The sequence below is a fragment of the Nocardioides eburneiflavus genome, assembly GCF_004785795.1.
GTDB lineage: Bacteria > Actinomycetota > Actinomycetes > Propionibacteriales > Nocardioidaceae > Nocardioides > Nocardioides eburneiflavus.
Genome location: NZ_SRRO01000001.1, coordinates 4,193,099 through 4,214,154 on the forward strand (window position 1 = coordinate 4,193,099; position 21,056 = coordinate 4,214,154).

The window sequence follows — 21,056 nt, forward strand, 5'->3', positions numbered from 1 at the left end:
GATAGCCTCGGCGCGTGCACAAGCTGCGGTTCCTGGTCTCGCGCCGCTGGATCGTGTTCGCACTCGTCGTGGTCGCGCTGGCGTGGGTCGCCTGGCGTCTCGGTGAGTGGCAGTTCCACCGTCTCGGCGACCGCCAGGAACGCAACGAGATCATCCAGCGCAACGAGGAGGCCGGCGCCTCCCCGGTCGCCGAGGTGCTGGCGCCGGGCCGGGAGCCCTCCCTCGCCGACGAGTGGCGCATCGTCGAGGCCACCGGCACCTACGCGGTCGAGGACACCGTGATCGTGCGCTACCGCACCCGTGAGGGCGCCGCCGGCGTGGACGTCGTCGTCCCGCTCGAGCTGGCCGACGGCACCAGCCTGCTGGTGGACCGCGGCTGGTACGCCACCGACAACCGGGGCGCGACGACCGCCGACGTGCCCGAGCCGCCTGCGGGCGAGGTCACCATCACCGGGTGGGTACGCCGCGACGCCGAGGGCGACAGCACCGAGGTCACCGACCGGTCGACCCGGGCGGTCGACAGCGGCCGCATCGGCGACGCCCTCGGTCGTGACGTGGTCGGGGGCTGGGTCGACCTGCGCTCGGAGTCGCCCGAGCCGGCGACGCCACTGGTCCCGGTCGAGCTGCCAGAGCTCGACGAGGGTCCGCACTTCTTCTACGGCCTCCAGTGGTGGTTCTTCGGGGCGCTGGCGATCTTCGGCTTCTTCTACCTCGTCTACGACGAGTGGCGCGGCGGACGCGGACCCTGGGGCAGCAACCAGGCGCCTGCACCCGAGCCCACCGCACCGGGCCGCACCGAGCCGGTCCTGGCCCGGCGTCGCACGCTGCGCGAGAGGCTCGACCCGGGCGCAGAATCCGGAGATGAGCCTGAGGACGTGTCAGAGGGTCCGGAGGAGACCGCCGTCGACCGGGAGCATCACGCCCGTCAGGAATGACGCGGCGGGCGAGAGCACGAACGCCGCGACCGCGCCGAACTCCGCGGGCTCGCCGTAACGGCCGAGCGGGATGGTCGCCTCCGCCGCCCGGCGGGCGGCGTCGGCGTCCCCGGTCGAGGCGTCGAGCTCGGCCACGCGCTCGGTGGCGATGCGGCCCGGCAGCAGCCCGTTGACCCGTACGCCGCGCGGGCCCAGCTCGTCGGCGAGCGTCTTGGCGACCATCGCGAGGCCCGGACGCAGGCCGTTGGAGATCGCCATCTCCGGCAGCGGCGCCCGTACGCTGCTCGAGAGGACCAGCCCCAGCGAGCCGCCGGCCGGCAGGGCAGCGCCGACCTCGCGCGCGAGGCGTACGGCTCCCAGGAAGACGGATTCGAAGGCCGCGCTCCACTGCTCGTCGGTGATCGCCCCCACCGGGCCCTTCGGGGGACCGCCGACGCTGATCAGGGCGCCGTCGAGCCGGCCCCACGCGTCCTCGGCAGCGGCCAGCAGGCGCGCCGGCGTCGTCCGGTCGGCGTTGTCGGCGACGACGCCCACCGCGGCGTCCCTGGCCGCAGCGTCGTCGAGCGCGGCGACCGCCCCGTCGAGCGACCCCTGCGAGCGCCCCGACAGCACGACTCGCGCGCCCTCGGCGACGAGTGCCTCGGCGCTCGCCCGGCCGAGCCCGCGGGCTCCCCCGGTGACGATGAAGACACGGTCGGTCAGCTGGAGGTCCATCCGACCAACCTAGCCAGCGACGGTGGACTCGGTCCTGCCCTCGCGGAACTGGGTCGCGTGGAGCGTGGCGTAGAGCCCGCCGGCAGCCAGCAGCTCGGCGTGGGTGCCCTGCTGGACGACACGCCCGTCGTCGAGGACCAGGATCAGGTCGGCGTTGCGGACCGTGGAGAGCCGGTGCGCGATCACCAGCGACGTACGTCCCTCGAGCGCGGCGTCGAGCGCCTGCTGGACCGCCGCCTCGGACTCGCTGTCGAGGTGCGCGGTCGCCTCGTCGAGGACGACGACGGAAGGCGCCTTGAGCAGGAGCCGGGCGATGGCCAGGCGCTGCCGCTCGCCGCCGCTGAGGCGGTAGCCCCGGTCGCCGACGACGGTGTCGAGGCCGTCGGGCAGGGCCCGCACCAGCGACGCGACCTGCGCCGCCTCCAGGGCAGCCCAGATGTCGGGCTCGACGGCGTCCGGGCGGGCATAAAGCAGGTTCGCGCGGATGGTGTCGTGGAACATGTGCGCGTCCTGGGTGACGTAGCCGACGACGTCCTCGAGCGACTGCAGCGTGACGTCGCGGACGTCGTGGCCGCCCACCCGCACCGCGCCGGACTCGACGTCGTAGAGGCGCGCCACGAGGTGGGTCACCGTGGTCTTGCCGGCGCCCGACGGCCCGACGAGGGCCACCATCCGTCCTGGCTCGGCGGTGAAGGTGACGTCGTGCAGGACCCGCCCGGTGTCACGCGACTCGGTCCGCGCGATGGTCTCCAGCGAGGCCAGGGAGATCTCGTCGGCCCGGGGGTAGGTGAAGGCGACATGGTCGAACTCGAGTCGCGACGCGGTCGCCGGCAGCTCGACGGCGTCGGGCTTCTCGCGGATGAGCGAGGGCAGGTCGAGGACCTCGAAGACCCGGTCGAAGCTGACCAGCGCCGTCATCACGTCGATGCGGACGTTGGAGAGGCCCTGGAGCGGACCGAGCAGCCGGGTGAGCAGCACCCCGAGCGCGACGATCGTGCCGACGGACAGGTCGCCGCGGATGGCCAGCCAGCCGCCGATGCCGTAGACGAGCGCGGTCGCGAGCTGCGGCACCAGCGTCATCGCCGCGAAGAAGATCCGGGTCAGCAGGGAGATGCGTACGCCGAGGTCGCGCACGACCGCGGCCTTGCGGGCGTAGGCGACGTCCTCGACCTCGCGTCGGCCGAAGAGCTTGAGAAGCATCGCGCCGCCCACGTTGAAGCGCTCGGTCATCGCGTTGCCGAGGTCGGCGTTGCCGTCCATCTGCTGGCGGGAGAGGTCGGCGAGCTTGTTGCCGACCACCCGCGACGCGACGAGCAGGATCGGGAACAGCGCGAGGCACAGCAGGGTCACCGGCCAGCTGAGGAACAGCATCGTCACGCCCACCACGACGGCGGCGATGATGTTGGAGACCGTGCCCTGCAGCGTGGAGGTGAAGGCACGCTGGGCGCCGATCACGTCGTTGTTGAGGCGGCTGACCAGCGCACCGGTCTGCGTACGGGTGAAGAAGGCGAGCGACTGTCGCTGCACGTGTGCGAACACCTGGGTGCGCAGGTCGTAGATCAGGCCCTCCCCGATGCGGCTGGACAGCCACCCGGTGACCAGGCCGAAGCCGGCATCGACGACCGCGACGACGGCGACCAGGGTGGCGAGCCACACCACCAGCGAGACGTCGCCGGTGCGAACGCCGTCGTCGATGATCGCCTTCAGCAGCAGCGGCGGCGCCACCACGAGGGCGGCGTCGACGACCGTGACCGCGAGGAAGCCCGCGATCAGGCGTCGGTGCGGACGCGCGAACCCCAGCACCCGGCGTACGGTCCGGCGCTCGATCTTGTTGTCGACGACGCTGCGGTCGCTGCGGAGGAAACGCCACGGAGGGCCACCCGCCCCCGGTCCCATCGACATGCCAGCTCCTCCGTCCGCTCAGCCTGCTCAACCAGCCGCCGGGTGGCATTGTTCCTCGTGGTGCCCGGTCGGGCGCTCCTCGCGATCAGGCGAAGGCGGCGGCCACGGCGCGGAACCGGCGTACCTGCGCCTCCCGCTCCAGCCGGCGCTGCTCGTCGAGGTCGCGGTCGGCCGCCCCCTGGAGCAGCGTCTTGGTCTCGGGCACGACGCCGGCCATCGGGGCGACCAGGGCCGCGGCCAGGTCGGCGACCGCCGCGTCGAGGTCGGCGGACGGCACGGACGCGGTGGCCAGCCCGATGCGGACGGCCTCCTCGGCGGGGACGACCCGAGCGGTGGCGCAGATCTCGAGCGCCCGCGCATAGCCGACGTGCTCGACCAGCGGCTTGGTGCCGGTGAGGTCGGGCACCAGGCCGAGGGCGGACTCCTTCATGGAGAACTTCGTGTCGTCCGCGACCATCCGGAGGTCGCACGAGAGGGCCAGCTGGAAGCCCGCGCCGATGGCGTACCCCCGGACCTTGGCGATCGAGACGAACCGCGGGTCGCGCAGCCACGTGAAGCCGCGCTGGAACTCGTCGATGCGCGCGGAGGCGTCCTCGTCGCTCAGCGCCAGCAGGCCCAGCACGCTGCCCTCGCCGGCGTTCGTCGGGTCGAGCATCGCCCGGTCGAGGCCGGCGGAGAAGGTCTCGCCCTCCCCCGTCACCACGACGACCCGGACGTCGTCGTGCAACGTCCGGCCGATCTCGGCGAGCGCGGTCCACATCGCCGGGGTCTGCGCGTTGCGCACCTCGGGGCGGTCGAGGGTGATCGTGGCGATCGGGCCCTCGACCTCGAGGCGGAGTCCGACGGCGGCGAGGTCTTCGGGAGTCATGGACCGAGGCTACTACCGGTGAGTAACTTCAGGCGAGGGAGACCAGGTCGGCGTAGTCCTCGCTCCACAGGTCCTCGTCGCCGTCCGGCAGCAGCAGCACCCGGTCGGGGTCGAGCGCACGCACCGCGCCCTCGTCGTGCGTCACGAGGATGATCGCGCCGGTGTAGCTGCGGATCGCGTGGAGCACCTCCTCGCGGGAAGCCGGGTCGAGGTTGTTGGTCGGCTCGTCGAGGAGCAGCACGTTGGCGCTGGAGACGACCAGGATCGCCAGCGCGAGCCTGGTCTTCTCGCCGCCGGACAACACGCCGGCCGGCTTGTGGGCGTCGTCGCCGGAGAACAGGAACGAGCCCAGCACCGAGCGTGCCTGGGTGTCGGTCAGCTCGGGCGCCGCGCTGTGCATGTTCTCCAGCACCGTCCGGTTCACGTCGAGCGTCTCGTGCTCCTGGGCGTAGTAGCCCATCTTGAGGCCGTAGCCGGGCACGACCTCACCGGTGTCGGGCTCGTCGACGCCCGCGAGGATCCGCAGCATCGTGGTCTTCCCGGCGCCGTTGAGGCCGAGGATGACCACCCGGCTCCCCCGGTCGATCGCCAGGTCGACGGCGGTGAAGACCTCGAGCGAGCCGTAGGACTTCGACAGCTCGGAGCCCATCAGCGGCGTCTTGCCGCACGGGGCCGGCTCGGGGAAGGCGATCCGGGCGACCTTGTCGGCCGCGCGTTCGCCCTCGATGCCGGCCATCATCTTCTCGGCGCGCTTGAGCATCGACTGCGCGGCCTGTGCCTTGGTGGCCTTGGCGCGCATCTTGTTGGCCTGGTCGGTGAGCACCTTGGCCTTGTTCTCGGCGTTCAGCCGCTCGCGCTTGCGGCGCTTCTCGTCGTCCTCGCGCTGGGTGAGGTAGTTGTGCCAGCCCATGTTGTAGACGTCGATGACGGCGCGGTTGGCGTCGAGGTGGAAGACCTTGTTGACGGTCGCCTCGAGCAGTGCGTTGTCGTGGCTGATCACCACGAACCCGCCGCGGTGCGCCTTGAGGAAGTCGCGCAGCCAGATGATCGAGTCGGCGTCGAGGTGGTTGGTCGGCTCGTCGAGGAGCATGATCTCGGCGCCGGAGAACAGGATCCGCGCGAGCTCGACGCGGCGGCGCTGACCACCGGACAGAGTGCCGATCGGCTGGCTGAGGATCCGCTCCTCGATCCCGAGCGCCGCGGCCATCTGCGCAGCCTCGGACTCCGCGGCGTACCCGCCACCGGCGTGCAGCTCGGCGTCGGCGCGGGCCCAGCGCCTCATGCCCCGCTCGTGGACCTTCGGGTCCTCGTGGGCCATGTCGACCTCAGCCTCGCGCAGGCGGCGTACGACCTCGTCGAGGCCGCGCGCCGACAGGATCCGGTCGCGCGCGATCACCTCGGGGTCGCCGACGCGCGGGTCCTGCGGGAGGTAGCCGACCTCTCCGCTGCGGAGGACCTGCCCCGACGCGGGCTGGCCCTCTCCGGCGAGGATGCGGGTGAGGGTCGTCTTGCCGGCGCCGTTGCGCCCCACGAGGCCCACCTTGTCGCCTGCGGCGATGCGGAAGGTGACGTCCTCCATGAGGAGCCGCGCGCCGGCTCTGACCTCGAGCTTCTGGGCGGTGATCATCTTGGTCCACATCCTACGAAGGGGTGGAGGCAGGAGCCCCATCGGCGCACGTCGCGCTACTGTGCGCAAGAGGCTGTCCCAACCCTCCAGACCCGCGGAAAGGCCACGCACATGCGCTTCAACCCGAAGGCCGACATCAGCGGTGGCCGCGTCCGCGACGTCGGCGGAAGCGGCGGCGCCGGCGGCGGCGGCGGGATGCGGATCCCGCTCCCCGGGGGCACCCGCGCCGGAGGCGGCATCGGCGGCCTCATCATCATCATCCTGTTCGTCGTGCTGACCCAGTGCATGGGCGGCGGAGGCGGCCTGCCCAGCCCCGGCGGTTCCGGACAGGCCCAGCCGGAGGGCATCGACACCGGCGACAAGCGCTATGCCAACTGCGACAGCGGTGCCGACGCCAACGACGACCCCGACTGCGCCCGCCTCGGCGTCGCGGTCTCGCTCGAGGACTACTGGGGCGAGACCCTGCCCGACCAGGGCGACGTCCGGTTCCAGCCGTCCACGATCAACACGTTCGCCGGGGGCGTCGACACCGCGTGCGGGCAGGCCACCTCGCAGGTCGGCCCGTTCTACTGCCCGGGCGACCAGCAGATCTACCTCGACACCACGTTCTTCCCGCAGGTGCTCGAGCAGGAGCTCGGCGGTCAGGGTGGCGACTTCGTCGAGCCCTACGTCCTCGCCCACGAGTACGGCCACCACATCCAGAACCTCATGGGCACCATGGGCAAGGTGCGCACCCAGCAGGGCCCGGAGTCCGACGCCGTACGGCTCGAGCTGCAGGCCGACTGCTACGCCGGCATGTGGACCGCGTACGCCGAGGACAGCGAGCTGCTCACCCTGGACGAGGGCGACATCGCCGAGGCGCTCGACTCAGCCAAGGCGGTCGGCGACGACCGCATCCAGCAGCGGTCGGGACAGGGCGTCAACCCCGAGGGCTGGACCCACGGCTCGTCCGAGCAGCGGATGGCCTGGTTCAGCCGGGGCTACGAGGAAGGCACGCTCGACGCCTGCGACACGTTCTCGGCCAGCGAGCTCTGAGCCGGGCGGCCATCACGCCAGCAGCGCCTCGATGTGCCCCACCTGGCGCTGCATCGCATGGATGTAGGGCGCGACGCTCGGGTGGCGGAACTTGCCGGCCAGCGCTCCCTCGCCCTCGGCGACGCGAGCGAGGGCCCAGTCCAGCCGGGTGAGGGCGGTGTAGACGGCCATCACGCGCGCACCGGTGAGCACGTCGGCGGGCGACGCCACGCCGGGTGGCAGCGCCGAGACGTACGCCTCGACCAGCGGCTCGACCTCCTCGCGCGTGGCGAGCGAGAGGTAGCCGAGGTCGGCACCCACAGGCCCCAGCCCGAGGTGCGCCCAGTCGATCGCTACGGCTCCGTCGCCGTGCCGGCCCGGGATGTTGGCCGCCGACGGGTCGCCGTGCTGCGCGACCTGAGGGAGGGCGTCGCAGCGGTCCAACCACGGCTCGCGACGCGACCAGAGGTGGTCGGCGATGTCGGAGACCGGCGTGCGGGCCAGGGTGCGCCACCCCCCTCGGCGATCGACGAGGCGCAGCCTGCTCCGCAGCTGGTCGCGTGCCAGCCAAGGGTGCTCGCCCAGGTCGACGGCGGCGAAGCGGCCGAGGCAGGCCGCCAGCCACAGGCCGGGGGGATCGTGGGGCTCGACCCGCTCGTGGACCAGGGTGACGCCGTCCTCGTCCTCGTCCACGCGGACGACGGGCGCCTCCCGCAGACCCGGCGCGTCGGCCAGCACCCCGCTCAGCGCCACGTCGGCTGCGCGCCGCCAGTAGTTCACGTCGCAGGGCACCAGCACGCCCGGCACGTCGTGGGGATCGGGAGCCTGCAGCCGCTTGACGACCACGTCGCGTCCCTGGTGGGTGGCGGACCAGAGGCCCACGGTCGCGGGACCGGAGCCCGGCAGCCGCTGCCAGCCCGGCTCCGGCTGCCAGCCCGCCACAGTGGACCCGTCCATGCGCGCGAACCTAGCGCACCCGGCGTCCGTGTCGGGCGACCCGCACACTCGCGCGAGGACCCCGTGACTACGAGGCCAGGGTGTAGGTGCTGGCGAATCTGAGCTCGAAGGGTGAGTAGTCGACCGCTCCGGTGGGGCCGCCGGGGAGCGGTGGTGCCGTGGATCTGAAGATGCGGAGGTGCTCGGTGACGCCGTGCACCTCGTGGAGTGTGGTGTCTTCCGGGTCGGCGACCCAAGAGGTCCAGCCGGGTGACTCCTTGACGTAGTTGCAGCGCTCGCACAGGCCTTGGGCGTTGCTCGCCTCGGTGCGGCCGTCGTCGGTCGCACGGGTGACGTGGTCGTGGTGGCGGATCGCCGCGTTGCAGCCGGTGGTGCGGCAGGTGCCGCCGTCGCGGAGGTCGAGGAGCTCGGCGAGCAGGCCGTCGAAGCGGCGGCTCGTGGACTCCATCGCGACCAGCGCACGGTCCTCGGGGCTGACGAAGAGGCGTCGGAGGGTGGCCTTCGCGGCGTCGCTGGCACGACGTACCCATGCGGTGCACAGCGCTGCGGGCAGGAAGCCCTCGCCCGGCACGAGGCCGGGCTCGGTGCCCTCGCCGAGGAGGGACTCGACACCGATGACGAGGTTGACGCGCACCGGCACGGCCTCTGTCATGGTCTCGACCCCGGTGATCCGGTCGGCGAGGGTGTCGGCGCGAACCTGACCTGAGGTGCGGTCGTCACCCTCCGCACGAGCGGTCGCGGCCGCAGAGTCGAGGGTCGCGCGGACCGCGGCGAGCACCTCGAGGGGCAGGGTCGCGACCAGCTGGCCGGTGCCGTCGTCGAGACGACGCGAGGTGACCCGGCGCTCGGCACGCGCGCGGGCGTGACGCCGGGCCTCGGCCTCCGCGGCGATGGTCAGGCACGAGCGCCGCACCGCTTGGCGCAGGCGCACGTCGCCCAGACCGGCCGACCGCGGTGCCAGGTCCTCATCGACCTGGCTGCGCTGCTCCGGTGTGAGGTGGGCGACCTCGCGGGCCACCGCGAAGGCGCGGCCCTCGGTCAGCTCGCCGCGACCGAGCGCGGCCAGCGTGAGCGGCAGGTCGTCGCGCAGGCGCCGCGAGAGCAGCACCCGCTGCTCACCGGCGTGCGGGCTGGCCAACGTGGCGAGCGCGACCTCCGCGCCAACCGACATCGCCCGCGGGGGCGTACGCCGACCGCTGGCCGGCAGGTCCTCGCTGTCGGCGGCGTCCGCGAAGGTGGCCGAGACGACGGCCTGCGCGGCCGCGGCCGCGGACTTGATCCGCTCGAGCGCCTCGAGCTGGTCGAGCAGGTCAGGACCGAGCGCGGCGGGCGTCAGGTCGGCGAGGAGGTCAGCAAGGGCGTGCAGGTCGTCGACCTGCCACATCTGACCCTCTTCTCGACCTGCCACCAGACTCTTCCCGTCTCATCGAATGTATGTTCGATTATCTCATAACTGGGTCGCTTGGTCAACGTGTCGCAGAGATTCGACGACGTCAGGCGTTGACGACCTCGACGGCGATCGCCTGCGCGTCCGCGATGGCCCCGTCGAGGACCGCCCGCCGGGGGTCCGGCACCGGCAGCCACGGCGCGACCACCGTGGCCGACGACAGGCGCGGATCGTCGAGGACGGCATCGACCGCGGCGTGGTCCCCGCCGGCGACGACGAGGCGGGTGGTGCCGCTCAGGATCCGGGCTGCGTGGTCGGCAGCGGCCTCGTACGCCTGTCGCGCCTGGTTGTCGCGGCGGCGCGCGAACCGCTGCTGGCTCTGCCCGCCGGCCTTGGTGCGACCCTGCACGTGCCGCTGCCCGACCTTGTGCTCGACGAGGTCGGTGCCGCGCAGCCGCGCCACCGCGAACCCGCCCTTGCGGACCAGCAGCACGCCCCACTCCCCCGGCGCCACCGCCAGCGCCGCGAACGCGCCCGCCTCGGGAACCCCGGCGTACGACGTCCCGAAGGGCAGGCGCGCGGCGAAGTGCGAGCCGTCCACCGCCCGCCCGCACAGCGCACCGTCGGCCACAGACAGGGTCGCTCCCCCGTGGCCGGTGGCGAAGTTGGCCACCCAGCGCTCCCAGCGCGCGACGGGGACCAGGACGTGGGGCACGTGGCGAACCTAGCGGTCCGTCAGGCGGGGCGACCTGCCTGGTCGCTGATGCGCGGGAACGGGGACAGCGAGAAGACCGCCTCGACCGGGAGGTCGAAGAAGGCGGAGATCCGCAGGGCGAGCTCGAGGCTGGGGCTGTTCTCGCCGCGCTCGAGGTAGCCGACGGTCTGGTAGTGCACCCCCAGCGCGGTCGCGAGGTCGCGGCGGGAGACGCCCTGCTCGGCGCGCAGCAGCGCGATGCGGTTGTGCACGGACTCGCTCACCTGACCCTCCTCCTCCGACCCTTCACCTGACCCACTGTGTCGCAGCCTCGCGCGCCGCAGCCACCTGGGACCCCGACTGCCTCCTGGCCATGCGGCGCAGCAGCGCCGGGGCGACGAGCGCACCGAGGACCGCCCACGCGCCGAGCACCGCGACGGTCTCCCACGTGCGCCACGAGTCGGCGATCTCGGCGCCGACGTAGGAGTCGGGCAGGAAGGCGGACCGCATGCCGAGGCCCATCCAGTACATCGGGAAGAGCTGGGCGACGACCTGGACCCATCCCCACAGGGCCTGGATCGGGTAGAAGATGCCGGAGATCCCGGCGAGCACCATGACCGGCAGCATCCCCCACATGCCGACCTTCTGCACCGACGGCACGAGGGCTCCCACCGCCATGCCGATCGGGAGGGTCGCCAGCAGCCCGAGGACGACCACCCACGCGATCGTGAACCAGCCGCTGGGGTGGGCCATCAGGCCGTCGAACAGCAGGAAGCTCGGCACGAGCACTGCGACGGTCTGCGGGAGCAGGCTCGCAGAGTGCAGCACCAGCTGGCCGGCGAAGTAGCCGACGAGACCGTGCGGGACGGCCTTGGCGCGCAGGAGGGGCGAGCCTCGAGGACGCCTACCTCGACCTCGTGCAGCGGCACGAGTCCGGGAGCGCCGACGAGGCGGCCCGGACCTCCCCCGCCGAGCGGTCGCGGAAGCCCTCGAGGATCTCGATCGTGGTCGTCTTGCCGGCGCCGTTGGGCCCGAGCAGGCACACCACCTCGCCGGCTGCGATGGAGAAGTCCACCCCGCACAGGACGTCCTTGTCGCCGTAGCGCATGCGCAGGTCGCGGACGTCGACGACCGGGTCGGGCACGCTGCTCACCGGTCGAATGTAGTCCTGGTGCTATCTCGATAGCAAGAGTGCTACATCGGGCTCAGAGGAAGTCGAGCGGGTCGAACTCGTCGATCGGGATGACCCGGGTGCGCGGCAGCGGGGTGTTGAAGGCGCCGAGGTCGTACTCGAGGTCGAAGATCCGCAGGCCCGGCAGGTTGCGGAACTGCGAGTTGACGAACTCGGTGAAGCCGATGACGCCGACCTGCCGGGAGCCGTCGCACAGGGCCGAGACCTGGTCGACGAAGTCCCCGTCGTGGCTCACCAGGACCACGTCGGCATCCCGCGGCACGAGCGCCTCGGCGGTGCGCTGGATGGCGATGTCGACGACCTTGCCCTCGCCGCTCAGCGGGATCGGCTTGAAGCCGATCGCTAGCAGCGCCTGGACGAAGCTGATCGGCAGCTCGGTGGTGGCGGCGAGGAAGAAGAGGCCGGTGACGTCCTGGTCGAAGGCCCGCTCCGCCCACTCGAGCAGGCGGTCCCAGCGGGGTCGCTCCTCCGGACGGGGGCGCCGACCCAGGATCGAGGTGCCCAGGGTGGCGTCGATGTTCTCCCCGTCGACGAGGAGGTAGGTCATCCGGTCGGCCATGCGAGGACTCTCCCACACCGACCGGCGGGGATCAGGCCTGGTAGACGACCTTGAAGGACTCGACGACCTCACCATCGGTCACGGCCACGTCGGTCACCTCGACGAGCGCCCGCGGGACGCCGGACCCGTCGCACAGGATCGACAGCACGCCCGGCTGCGGCAGCTCGCCGGCGTACTCGGCCTCGGTCGCGGTCGTGCTCCCCGTCCCGTCGGCGAGGACCTGCGCGACGAACGCGTCCGACTCCTCGGGCGTGTCGCCGTACGCCCAGGCGGGGGGCGGCACGGACTCGAGGGTCGTGGGCCCGAAGTAGGTCGGGGCAGCGTTGAGCTTGGCGTGGAAGCGGGCGAGGTCCCAGAAGACCCGCAGCTCCTCGTGGTCGAAGGCGACCTCGGTGGTCTCGACGGCACTGGGGTCGACCTCGGGCTGCTCCATGGCCGCAGCCTAGCGACCGGCCCGTCGGGCGGTGCCCGCCCGGTCAGGCCACGGCGGCGACGTACGCCGCGAACTCCCGCGCCGCCTCCATCGAGCCGGGCCTCGGCTCGGCCAGCGGGTCGAGGCCGAGGTCCCGGTCAGCGAGCACCTGCTGGAGCAACGGCCGCCACCGGGGGTCGCCGTGCATCATCGCCCAGCGCAGGGCGTCGCGCTTGCTGGCCACCTCACCGGTGCGGACGGTGTACATGCTGCGGCTCGCCTGCACGACGAGGTAGCGCTGGCACCACGCGATCGTGGGCGGGCACCATCGGAGGACGTCGTCGGCGAGGGTCACCAGTCCGGCGCGCGCGCTCTCGCGGAGCACGTGGTCGGGCACCGCGTCCATCAGCTCGACCGGGCACGGACCGACGATCGTCACCCCGTGCTCACGCAGGATCCAGCGCGTCCACGGCTGGTTGCAGTGCTCCGACCACCGCATCTCGTCCGCGCCGTGGTCGACGTAGAGCCACTCCCGCCCCAGCCCCTCGACCGACCTCAGGTCGCGCGCGACGGCGTACGACCCCTCGAGGTGCCGGTGCCAGTGGCCTTCCCGGTGCGGCAGGTCGCGGTGCAAGGCCCGCAGCGCCGCCTCCTGCCCGGCGTCCGGCCGCTCGCGCACGACGACGAGGAAGTCGCAGTCGCTGTGCAGGTCCCCCGCGCCCAGGGCGAAGGAGCCCTGCAGGTAGGCGCCCACGAACGACTCGCCGAGCGCGGACTGCGCGCTGGTGACGAGGTCGTGGAGCACGCCGTTGAGCTCGGCGTAGCGCGTCGGGTGGGGGTTGAGCACGCATGGAGTGTGCGCCCGTACGTCTCGCGCCGCCACGGAATATCCGGCTCCCAGCGCACTGGTCCGGCGTGGGTGCGCAGGGCTACGGTCGAAGGTCCCCCACCGACTCGGAGGTCCTCATGCGTCGCCTCGTCCTCACCTGCACCATCGCCGCCCTCGGCGTGGCCCTGTCGCCGGTCGTACCGACCGCCAGCGGCGTGACCGCGGCCCCCCGGGACACATTCCCCGCCCGCGTCGAGCTGCCGGACGGCTTCCAGCCCGAGGGCATCGCCCTCGGTCCCGGCCCCACGGCGTGGTTCGGGTCGCGTGCCGACGGGGACATCTACGAGGTCTCGCTGCGCACCGGCGACGGCTCCGTCATCAGCCAGGGCCCGGGCACCCCGTCGGTGGGGATGAAGTCCGACCGACAGGGTCGCCTCTACGTCGCGGGTGGCACCTCCGGCACCGCGCGGATCATCGACACCGAGACCGGTGTCGTGCTGGACGACCGCACCCTGACGACCGGCCCCAGCTTCGTCAACGACGTCGTCCTCACCCGCACCGCCGCGTGGTTCACCGACTCCTCGCAGGCCCAGCTCTACCGCGTCGATCGCGGGGCCGGCGGTGGGCCAGGGACGGCGACCACCACCCTGCCCCTGACGGGCGAGTGGGAGCAGGGCACCGGGTTCGGCGTCAACGGCATCAGCACCACCCCGACGGGCCGGGCGCTGCTCGTGGTGAACTCCACGACCGGGCTGCTCTACCGCGTCGCCCCGGCCACCGGCGAGGCCACGGAGGTCGACCTCGGGGGCGCGTCGCTCACCATGGGCGACGGCATGCTGCGCCACGGCCGCACCCTCTACGTCGTACGCAACCGGATCAACGAGGTCGCCGTGCTGCGCCTCTCGCGCACCGCTCTCACCGGCCGGCTCGTGCGGACGATCACCGCCGACGACCTGCCGGCGTCGACGTCGTTCGACGTGCCGACGACCGTCGCGAGGTTCGGTTCGCACCTCTACCTGCCCAACGCGCGGTTCACCACCCCGCCGACCCCGACCACCGACTACTGGGTGACGAAGGTCAGGGCGAAGGCCGGCGACTAATCGCCCGCCAGATGTTCTGAGCCTCCTCGAGCAGGTTTCGAGCCGCCCGTCGCGGGCTCGCGAGCTCGCCCGCGGGGCTCCCTCAACCTCTTCGGGTTCGGTCACGCGCTGCGCGCGTGCCCGACCTCAGACATTGAACCCGAGGGCGCGCAGCTGCTCGCGGCCGTCGTCGGTGATCTTGTCCGGGCCCCACGGCGGCATCCAGACCCAGTTGATCGCGACGTCGCCGACCAGGCCCTCGAGCGCGGACTCGGTCTGGTCGGTGATCACGTCGGTCAGCGGGCAGGCCGCGGACGTGAGGGTCATGTCGAGCACGGCGTTGCTGTGCTCGTCGAGGTGCACGTCGTAGACGAGGCCGAGGTCGACGACGTTGATCCCGAGCTCGGGGTCGACGACGTCCTTCATCGCCTCGGTCACGTCCTCGACGGTCACCGTGGACGTGCCAGCGCCCTGGGCGGCCTGGGCGGCCTGGGCGGCCTCGGGAACCTCGGGCAGGTCGGAGTGGTCGATCTCGCTCATGCGGTCTCTCCTTGGGTCTGGGCCGAATCTGCGCGGGCCTGGGTGGTCGCGTCCTTCCACGCCATCCAGGAGAGCAGCGCGCACTTGACGCGCGCGGGGAACCTGGCGACGCCGGCGAAGGCGATCCCGTCCTCGAGGACGTCCTCGTCCGGCTCGACCTGCCCCTTGCCCTGCATGAGCTCGAGGAAGGTCTGGTGGATGGTCATCGCCTCGTCGACCGGCTTGCCGATCACGAGGTCGGTCAGCACGGAAGCCGACGCCTGCGAGATGGAGCAGCCGACGCTGTCGTAGGACACGTCCTCGACGACCGGTCCGTCGGCATCGTCGGACAGGTGCACCCGCAGGGTCACCTCGTCGCCGCAGGTGGGGTTGACGTGGTGCACCTCGGCAGTGCCGGCAGCGGACGGGTCACCTCTCAGACCCTTGTGGTGCGGGTTCTTGTAGTGGTCCAGGATGATCTCCTGGTAGAGGGCGTCGAGGTCGGTGCTCATCCGCCCACCTTGAAGTAGCTGCGGGTGTGGTGGAGGCCCTCGACCAGCGCGTCGACCTCGGCCGGCGTCGTGTAGAGGTAGGACGACATCCGGGTCGAGCTCTGCACGCCGAAACGCGCGTGCGCCGGCTTCGCGCAGTGGTGGCCGGCCCGTACGGCGACGCCTCGCGAGTCGAGGACCTGCGCGATGTCGTGGGGGTGCACGCCGTCGAGCTCGAAGGAGATCGCTCCGCCGCGGTCGGCGGCGTCGAGGGGACCGAGGACGGTGAGGCCCGGCACGGACTGGAGGCCCTCGAGGGCGTACGCCGTGATCGCCTGCTCGTGCCGGTGGATGGAGTCGAGGCCGATGTGGCGGAGGTAGTCGACCGCCGCCCCCAGGCCCACCGCCTCGACGATCGGGGGCGTACCGGCCTCGAAGCGGTGCGGCGCCTTGGCGTAGGTCGAGCGTGCCATGGTGACGGTCTCGATCATCTCGCCGCCGCCGTGGAACGGCGGCAGCTCGTTGAGCAGCTCCTCACGTCCCCACAGCACGCCGATGCCGGTCGGACCGGTCACCTTGTGGCCGGTGAAGACCAGGAAGTCGCACCCCGTCGTCCGTACGTCGACGGGCAGCTGGGGCGCCGCCTGCGAGGCGTCGACGACGGAGTACGCGCCGACCGCGGTCGCGCGGGCGCACAGCTCTGCGACCGGGTTGATCGTGCCGAGCATGTTGGACACCCAGGTGAACGCGACGACCTTGGTGTGCTCGTCGACCAGCTGGTCGGCGTTGCTCAGGTCGAGCCGACCGTCGTCGGTCAGGCCGAACCACCGCAGCTCCGCGCCTGACCGCTCGCAGGCGAGCTGCCACGACACGATGTTGGAGTGGTGCTCCATCTCGGTGATGACGACGTTGTCGCCGGGACCGAGCTCGATCGTGCGGGCGAGCAGGTTGAGCGCCTCGGTCGCGTTCTTGGTGAAGATCACCTCGTTGCGTGAGGGTGCGTTGAGGAACCTCGCGACCTGGTCCCGCGCCGCCTCGTAGGCCTCGGTCGACTCCGCACCGAGCTGGTGCATGGCGCGGGCGATGTTGGCGTTGTGGCGCTCGAGGTGGTCGACCATCGTGTCGATGACGACCTGGGGCTTCTGCGAGGTGTTGGCGCTGTCGAGGTAGACCAGCGGCACTCCGCCCGCGAGCGTGCGCTCGAGGATCGGGAAGTCCTTGCGGATCACGTCGAGATCCGGGAGCAGTCCTTCCATGGTCCTTCCTTTCGTGCCTACCGTCGGTGGTTGAGGTGCGAGCGCAGCGAGCCTCGAACCCTCAGGCGTTCGCCTTCAGGTACTTGTCGTAGCCCTCGGCCTCCAGCTGGTCGGCGAGCTCCTTGCCACCGGACTCGGCGACCTTGCCGTCGACGAACACGTGGACGTGGTCGGGCTCGATGTAGCGCAGGATGCGCGTGTAGTGGGTGATCAGCAGGACGCCCTTGCCCTCACGCTGCCGGAAGCGGTTGACGCCCTCGGCCACGATCTTGAGGGCGTCGATGTCGAGGCCCGAGTCGGTCTCGTCGAGCACCGCGACCTTGGGGTCGAGCAGCTCGAGCTGGGCGATCTCGTGGCGCTTCTTCTCGCCACCGGAGAAGCCCTCGTTGACGCTGCGGGTGCCGAAGCTCGCGTCGAGGTTGAGTCGCTCGAGGGCGCCGTTGACGTCCTTGACCCAGGTGCGCAGCTTGGGCGCCTCGCCGTCGATGGCGGTCTTGGCCGTACGCAGGAAGTTCGAGACCGAGACGCCGGGGACCTCGACGGGGTACTGCATCGCGAGGAACAGGCCGGCGCGGGCGCGCTCGTCGACGGAGAGGGCGAGCACGTCCTGGCCGTCGAGGGTCACCGTGCCGCTGGTGATCGTGTACTTCGGGTGGCCGGCGATCGAGTAGGCGAGCGTCGACTTGCCGGAGCCGTTGGGCCCCATGATGGCGTGGGTCTCGCCCTCGTTGATGGTGAGGGTGACGCCCTTGAGGATCTCCTTGGGGCCGTCCTCGGTCTCGACATTGACGTGCAGGTCGGTGATGACGAGCTTGCTCATGCGGGGGTGACTCCGTTCAGGGTGGTCTCGGTGTCGACGTAGACGTCGTTGCCGCGTACGTCGACCGGGAAGGTGGCGACCGGCTCGGTCGCGGGGAGGTTGGTGGGCTTGCCGGTGCGCAGGTCGAACATCGAGCCGTGCAGCCAGCACTCGATCTGGCAATCGGCGACCTCGCCCTCGCTGAGGGCGACCTCGGCGTGGCTGCAGGTGTTCTCGATGGCGAAGACCTCGTCGCCGTCGCGCGCGATGGCGAGGCCGTAGCGGCCGACGGTGACTGCGAGGGCCTGGTCGGCCTGGACCTCGTCCAGCGCGCACGCGCGCTCGAAGGTCATCAGTCGTCCGATCCGAAGGCGGCGAGCGAACCGACGTCCTTGAGGACGTTCTTGGCGAGCTCCGCCTCGACCGTGGTCAGCAGCCGCTGCTCGATCGACGGCACGCCGACCTGGCGGATGAGGTCGTTGAAGAAGCCGTGCACGACCAGCCGCTGGGCCTCCTGCTCGGAGACGCCGCGCGACTGGAGGTAGAAGAGCTGGTTGTCGTCGAAGCGCGCCGTCGCCGAGGCGTGGCCCGCCCCCTCGATCTCGCCGGTCTCGATCTCGAGGTTGGGGATCGAGTCGGCCTGGCACCCGTCGGTGAGGACGAGGTTGCGGTTCTCCTCGTAGGTCTCGATTCCCTCGGCGACCTTGCGGATCAGCACGTTGCCCACCCAGACGGTGTGCGCCTTCTCGCCCTGGAGCGCGCCCTTGTAGACGGCGTGCGACTTGGTGCGCGGGGCGGTGTGGTCGGCGAAGATCCGGTGCTCGATGTGCTGTCCGGCGTCGGCAAAGTAGAGGCCGAGGAGCTCCGCGGAGCCGCCGGGGCCGTCGTAGGTGACGTTGGCGTCCATCCGGACCAGGTCGCCGCCGAACGAGATCGCGGCGTGCTTGTAGGTCGCGTCGCGACCGACCCGCGCCTGGTGGTGCGAGAGGTGGACCGCGTCGTCGGCCCAGTCCTGGATCGACACCACGGTGACGTCGGCACCGTCCCCCACCGCGACCTCGACGACCGCGGCGACGGTGGACGAGCCGGTGTGGTTGAGCACGACGATCGCCTTGCTGTGCGCGCCGAAGCGGAGCGCGACGTGACCGCCCTCGGTCACCGTGACGTCCGTGCCGTCGAGGTCGACGACGATGGGCTCGGCGACCTCGGTGTCGGCCGGGACGTCGACGAGCAGGCTCGAGGGGACCTCGGCCAGGACGCGCGCCGCCCAGCGGGTGTTGGGCACCAGGCCGGAGATGCCGCGCAGGCTCCGGGCCTCCTCGCCGGAGACGCCCTCGACGCGGACGCCCTCGGGGGTGTTCCAGGTGCAGGAGGTCGCCGAGCGCATGAACTCGGCGTCCGCGTGGAGGCCCCGGAGCCGCTTGAGCGGCGTGAAGCGCCAGATCTCCTCGCGGCCCGTCGGGACGGCGTGGTCGGCGACGTCGTACGAGCCGGCCGGGTGGAGGTGGCTCTCCACCTTGTCCAGCTCGGGGGTCTGCTCCAGCGCGGAGCGGACGGAATCAGTGACGGTCAAAGCTCTACTTTCCTCGTTGCTCGAAGGACACGTCCTCCGAGGGACTTCATACTGTCTTCCGGAGCGCGCGGTGCGAACCGCTTCGCGGGCGCGGCGTGCGCTCCGGATCAGTCAGCCGACGGCGCCTTCCATCTGCAGCTCGATCAGGCGGTTGAGCTCGAGGGCGTACTCCATGGGCAGCTCCTTGGCGATCGGCTCGACGAAGCCGCGCACGATCATCGCCATCGCCTCGTCCTGCTCCATGCCGCGCGACATGAGGTAGAAGAGCTGGTCGTCGGAGACCTTCGAGACGCTCGCCTCGTGGCCCATCGACACGTCGTCCTCGCGGATGTCGACGTAGGGGTAGGTGTCGCTGCGGCTGATCTGGTCGACCAGCAGCGCGTCGCACAGCACGTTGGACTTGGAGCCGTGGGCGCCCTCGTTGACCTGGATCAGGCCGCGGTAGGACGTACGGCCGCCGCCGCGCGCCACCGACTTGCTCAGGATCGAGCTCGAGGTGTGCGGGGCCGCGTGGACCATCTTGGCGCCGGCGTCCTGGTGCTGGCCCTCGCCGGCGAACGCGATCGAGAGCGTCTCGCCCTTGGCGTGCTCGCCCATGAGGTAGATCGCGGGGTACTTCATCGTCACCTTGGAGCCGATGTTGCCGTCGACCCACTCCATCGTCGCGCCGGCCTCGCAGGTGGCGCGCTTGGTGACGAGGTTGTAGACGTTGTTGGACCAGTTCTGGATGGTCGTGTAGCGGCAGCGGCCGCCCTTCTTCACGATGATCTCCACGACGGCGGAGTGCAGCGAGTCGGAGGAGTAGATCGGTGCGGTGCAACCCTCGACGTAGTGCACGTAGGCGTCCTCGTCGACGATGATCAGCGTGCGCTCGAACTGGCCCATGTTCTCGGTGTTGATCCGGAAGTAGGCCTGGAGCGGGATGTCGACGTGGACGCCCTTGGGCACGTAGATGAACGAGCCGCCCGACCACACCGAGGTGTTGAGCGCGGCGAACTTGTTGTCCCCGACCGGGATGACGGTGCCGAAGTACTCCTTGAAGAGCTCCTCGTGCTCCTTCAGCGCGGTGTCGGTGTCGACGAAGATGACGCCCTTCTCCTCGAGGTCCTCGCGGATCGAGTGGTAGACGACCTCGGACTCGTACTGCGCGGCGACCCCGGCGACGAGGCGCTGCTTCTCCGCCTCCGGGATGCCGAGCTTGTCGTAGGTGTTCTTGATGTCCTCGGGCAGGTCCTCCCACGAGGTGGCCTGCTTCTCGCTGGAGCGCACGAAGTACTTGATGTTGTCGAAGTCGATCGTCGACAGGTCGGAGCCCCAGGTCGGCATCGGCTTGCGGTGGAAGAGCTTGAGCCCCTTCAGGCGCAGGTCGAGCATCCACTGCGGCTCGGACTTCTTGCCCGAGATGTCGCGCACGACGTCCTCGTTGAGGCCTCGCGTCGCCGCAGCGCCCGCGGTGTCGGAGTCGGACCAGCCGAACTCGTACTTGCCGATGCCCTTGAGCTCCGGGTTGAGTTCTTCGATGGAGGTCATGCCTTCTCCTTCTTCGGGGTCTGGGGGATGCAGGTCGTGCAGACGCCGTCGCCGTGGGCGATGGTCGCCAGCCTCTGGACGTGGGTGCCGAGCACCGCGCCGATCGCCTCGGTCTCGGCCTCGCAGAGCTGCGGGAACTCGTGCGCGACGTGGGAGACCGGGCAGTGCTGCTGGCACAGCTGCGGCAGGCTGACGCCGGTCGCGGGCGCGAGCTCGCGCACCGACGCGGCGTAGCCGTTCTGGGTGAAGACCTTCGCCAGGGCCTCGGCCGGGCTCAGGTCGGGGTCGACGGCCATGACGGCCGCGTAGTCGCGCTCGACGAACGCGACCCGACGACGGGCGAACTCGACGACGGCGTCCTCGCCCTGGGTCTCGGCCAGGAAGCGCAGGGCCTGCACGGCGAGGTCGTCGTACTGCTGGTCGAAGCTGTCACGCCCGGCCTCGGTCAGGGCGAACACCCTGGCGGGTCGCCCGCGACCGCGGGTGCCGTAGACCTTCTGCTCGCGCGACTCCACGACGCCCTCGGCGACGAGGTGGTCGAGGTGGCGCCGGACGGCGGCCGGGGTGAGGTCGAGGCGGCCCGCCAGGTCGGCGGCCGTGGACGGACCGTTCTCCAGGATCGTGCGCGCCACACGGTCGCGCGTGGGCGCGTCCGTGTCGAGGCTTGCAGCCGTCCTGGTGAATTCCACAACGACAGTGTGACGTTATTGCCGTACGCC

General features: G+C 71.3%; 24 protein-coding genes. 3 read left to right on the forward strand and 21 right to left on the reverse strand.

Annotation, left to right across the window (positions count from 1 at the left end; genetic code table 11):
* Nucleotides 1-14: 14 nt before the first annotated feature.
* Nucleotides 15-935, forward strand: coding sequence for an SURF1 family cytochrome oxidase biogenesis protein (locus EXE59_RS19645; RefSeq protein WP_135840403.1), 921 nt, complete (start codon nucleotides 15-17; stop codon nucleotides 933-935).
* Here EXE59_RS19645 and EXE59_RS19650 read toward each other — a convergent pair.
* From EXE59_RS19650 to EXE59_RS19665, 4 genes are all read right to left on the reverse strand, one after another.
* Complete coding sequence (locus EXE59_RS19650) at nucleotides 879-1,649, reverse strand: SDR family oxidoreductase (RefSeq protein WP_135840404.1); 771 nt, start codon at nucleotides 1,647-1,649, stop codon at nucleotides 879-881. The two genes, EXE59_RS19645 and EXE59_RS19650, sit on opposite strands and share 57 nt — an antisense overlap.
* A gap of 9 nt (nucleotides 1,650-1,658) precedes the next feature.
* On the reverse strand, nucleotides 1,659-3,551 hold the full coding sequence (locus tag EXE59_RS19655) for an ABC transporter ATP-binding protein (protein WP_210429076.1): 1,893 nt from the start codon (nucleotides 3,549-3,551) through the stop codon (nucleotides 1,659-1,661).
* An 85-nt stretch (nucleotides 3,552-3,636) separates the two neighbouring features.
* Nucleotides 3,637-4,419, reverse strand: a complete 783-nt coding sequence (locus tag EXE59_RS19660) for an enoyl-CoA hydratase/isomerase family protein (protein WP_135840405.1) — start codon at nucleotides 4,417-4,419, stop codon at nucleotides 3,637-3,639.
* A gap of 28 nt (nucleotides 4,420-4,447) precedes the next feature.
* Nucleotides 4,448-6,046: an ABC-F family ATP-binding cassette domain-containing protein gene (locus EXE59_RS19665; RefSeq protein WP_135840406.1), complete on the reverse strand. Its 1,599-nt coding sequence runs from the start codon at nucleotides 6,044-6,046 to the stop codon at nucleotides 4,448-4,450.
* A 111-nt stretch (nucleotides 6,047-6,157) separates the two neighbouring features.
* Here EXE59_RS19665 and ypfJ point away from each other — a divergent pair, with 111 nt between their 5' ends.
* A complete protein-coding gene (gene ypfJ / locus EXE59_RS19670) occupies nucleotides 6,158-7,081 on the forward strand; it encodes a KPN_02809 family neutral zinc metallopeptidase (protein ID WP_135840407.1) in 924 nt (307 codons plus the stop codon).
* Between the two features lie 12 nt (nucleotides 7,082-7,093).
* On the opposite strand, the gene EXE59_RS19675 is transcribed toward ypfJ, so the two are convergent.
* The 9 genes from EXE59_RS19675 to EXE59_RS19715 form a co-directional block, all read right to left on the reverse strand.
* Nucleotides 7,094-8,017 carry a phosphotransferase gene (locus EXE59_RS19675; RefSeq protein ID WP_135840408.1) on the reverse strand — a complete coding sequence of 308 codons (924 nt, stop codon included), beginning with the start codon at nucleotides 8,015-8,017 and terminating at the stop codon, nucleotides 7,094-7,096.
* Between the two features lie 67 nt (nucleotides 8,018-8,084).
* Complete coding sequence (locus EXE59_RS19680; protein WP_135840409.1) at nucleotides 8,085-9,401, reverse strand: HNH endonuclease; 1,317 nt, start codon at nucleotides 9,399-9,401, stop codon at nucleotides 8,085-8,087.
* A 109-nt stretch (nucleotides 9,402-9,510) separates the two neighbouring features.
* Nucleotides 9,511-10,119: an acVLRF1 family peptidyl-tRNA hydrolase gene (locus tag EXE59_RS19685; protein WP_135840410.1), complete on the reverse strand. Its 609-nt coding sequence runs from the start codon at nucleotides 10,117-10,119 to the stop codon at nucleotides 9,511-9,513.
* Between the two features lie 20 nt (nucleotides 10,120-10,139).
* The gene (locus EXE59_RS19690; protein ID WP_135840411.1) at nucleotides 10,140-10,382 is read right to left on the reverse strand and encodes a helix-turn-helix transcriptional regulator; all 243 of its coding nucleotides are present in this window, start codon (nucleotides 10,380-10,382) and stop codon (nucleotides 10,140-10,142) included.
* 22 nt (nucleotides 10,383-10,404) lie between these two features.
* On the reverse strand, nucleotides 10,405-10,980 hold the full coding sequence (locus EXE59_RS19695; protein ID WP_135840412.1) for an ABC transporter permease: 576 nt from the start codon (nucleotides 10,978-10,980) through the stop codon (nucleotides 10,405-10,407).
* Between the two features lie 22 nt (nucleotides 10,981-11,002).
* Nucleotides 11,003-11,251 (reverse strand): ATP-binding cassette domain-containing protein, encoded by a 249-nt coding sequence (locus tag EXE59_RS24890; RefSeq protein ID WP_342777219.1) that lies wholly within the window; start codon nucleotides 11,249-11,251, stop codon nucleotides 11,003-11,005.
* A 52-nt stretch (nucleotides 11,252-11,303) separates the two neighbouring features.
* A complete protein-coding gene (locus EXE59_RS19705) occupies nucleotides 11,304-11,849 on the reverse strand; it encodes an NYN domain-containing protein (RefSeq protein ID WP_135840413.1) in 546 nt (181 codons plus the stop codon).
* Between the two features lie 31 nt (nucleotides 11,850-11,880).
* Nucleotides 11,881-12,282, reverse strand: coding sequence for a hypothetical protein (locus EXE59_RS19710; RefSeq protein WP_135840414.1), 402 nt, complete (start codon nucleotides 12,280-12,282; stop codon nucleotides 11,881-11,883).
* A 43-nt stretch (nucleotides 12,283-12,325) separates the two neighbouring features.
* Nucleotides 12,326-13,108 carry an aminoglycoside adenylyltransferase domain-containing protein gene (locus tag EXE59_RS19715; protein WP_135840415.1) on the reverse strand — a complete coding sequence of 261 codons (783 nt, stop codon included), beginning with the start codon at nucleotides 13,106-13,108 and terminating at the stop codon, nucleotides 12,326-12,328.
* 119 nt (nucleotides 13,109-13,227) lie between these two features.
* Here EXE59_RS19715 and EXE59_RS19720 point away from each other — a divergent pair, with 119 nt between their 5' ends.
* On the forward strand, nucleotides 13,228-14,190 hold the full coding sequence (locus EXE59_RS19720; protein WP_135840416.1) for an SMP-30/gluconolactonase/LRE family protein: 963 nt from the start codon (nucleotides 13,228-13,230) through the stop codon (nucleotides 14,188-14,190).
* A gap of 126 nt (nucleotides 14,191-14,316) precedes the next feature.
* On the opposite strand, the gene EXE59_RS19725 is transcribed toward EXE59_RS19720, so the two are convergent.
* The 8 genes from EXE59_RS19725 to EXE59_RS19760 form a co-directional block, all read right to left on the reverse strand.
* The gene (locus EXE59_RS19725; protein WP_135840417.1) at nucleotides 14,317-14,709 is read right to left on the reverse strand and encodes a metal-sulfur cluster assembly factor; all 393 of its coding nucleotides are present in this window, start codon (nucleotides 14,707-14,709) and stop codon (nucleotides 14,317-14,319) included.
* On the reverse strand, nucleotides 14,706-15,200 hold the full coding sequence (gene sufU, locus EXE59_RS19730) for a Fe-S cluster assembly sulfur transfer protein SufU (protein WP_135840418.1): 495 nt from the start codon (nucleotides 15,198-15,200) through the stop codon (nucleotides 14,706-14,708). The genes EXE59_RS19725 and sufU overlap by 4 nt, the downstream gene beginning before the upstream one ends.
* A complete protein-coding gene (locus EXE59_RS19735) occupies nucleotides 15,197-16,435 on the reverse strand; it encodes a cysteine desulfurase (RefSeq protein ID WP_135840419.1) in 1,239 nt (412 codons plus the stop codon). Before EXE59_RS19735 ends, sufU begins: the two co-directional genes overlap by 4 nt.
* 61 nt (nucleotides 16,436-16,496) lie before the next feature.
* Nucleotides 16,497-17,255 (reverse strand): Fe-S cluster assembly ATPase SufC, encoded by a 759-nt coding sequence (sufC, locus tag EXE59_RS19740; protein WP_135840420.1) that lies wholly within the window; start codon nucleotides 17,253-17,255, stop codon nucleotides 16,497-16,499.
* The gene (locus tag EXE59_RS19745) at nucleotides 17,252-17,587 is read right to left on the reverse strand and encodes a non-heme iron oxygenase ferredoxin subunit (protein ID WP_135840421.1); all 336 of its coding nucleotides are present in this window, start codon (nucleotides 17,585-17,587) and stop codon (nucleotides 17,252-17,254) included. The genes sufC and EXE59_RS19745 overlap by 4 nt, the downstream gene beginning before the upstream one ends.
* Entirely contained in the window at nucleotides 17,587-18,807 is a 1,221-nt protein-coding gene (gene sufD, locus EXE59_RS19750) for a Fe-S cluster assembly protein SufD (RefSeq protein ID WP_135840422.1), read from the reverse strand. The genes EXE59_RS19745 and sufD overlap by 1 nt, the downstream gene beginning before the upstream one ends.
* 111 nt (nucleotides 18,808-18,918) lie before the next feature.
* Nucleotides 18,919-20,337 carry a Fe-S cluster assembly protein SufB gene (gene sufB, locus EXE59_RS19755; RefSeq protein ID WP_135840423.1) on the reverse strand — a complete coding sequence of 473 codons (1,419 nt, stop codon included), beginning with the start codon at nucleotides 20,335-20,337 and terminating at the stop codon, nucleotides 18,919-18,921.
* Nucleotides 20,334-21,026, reverse strand: coding sequence for a helix-turn-helix transcriptional regulator (locus EXE59_RS19760; RefSeq protein WP_135840424.1), 693 nt, complete (start codon nucleotides 21,024-21,026; stop codon nucleotides 20,334-20,336). Before EXE59_RS19760 ends, sufB begins: the two co-directional genes overlap by 4 nt.
* Between the last annotated feature and the right edge of the window lie 30 nt (nucleotides 21,027-21,056).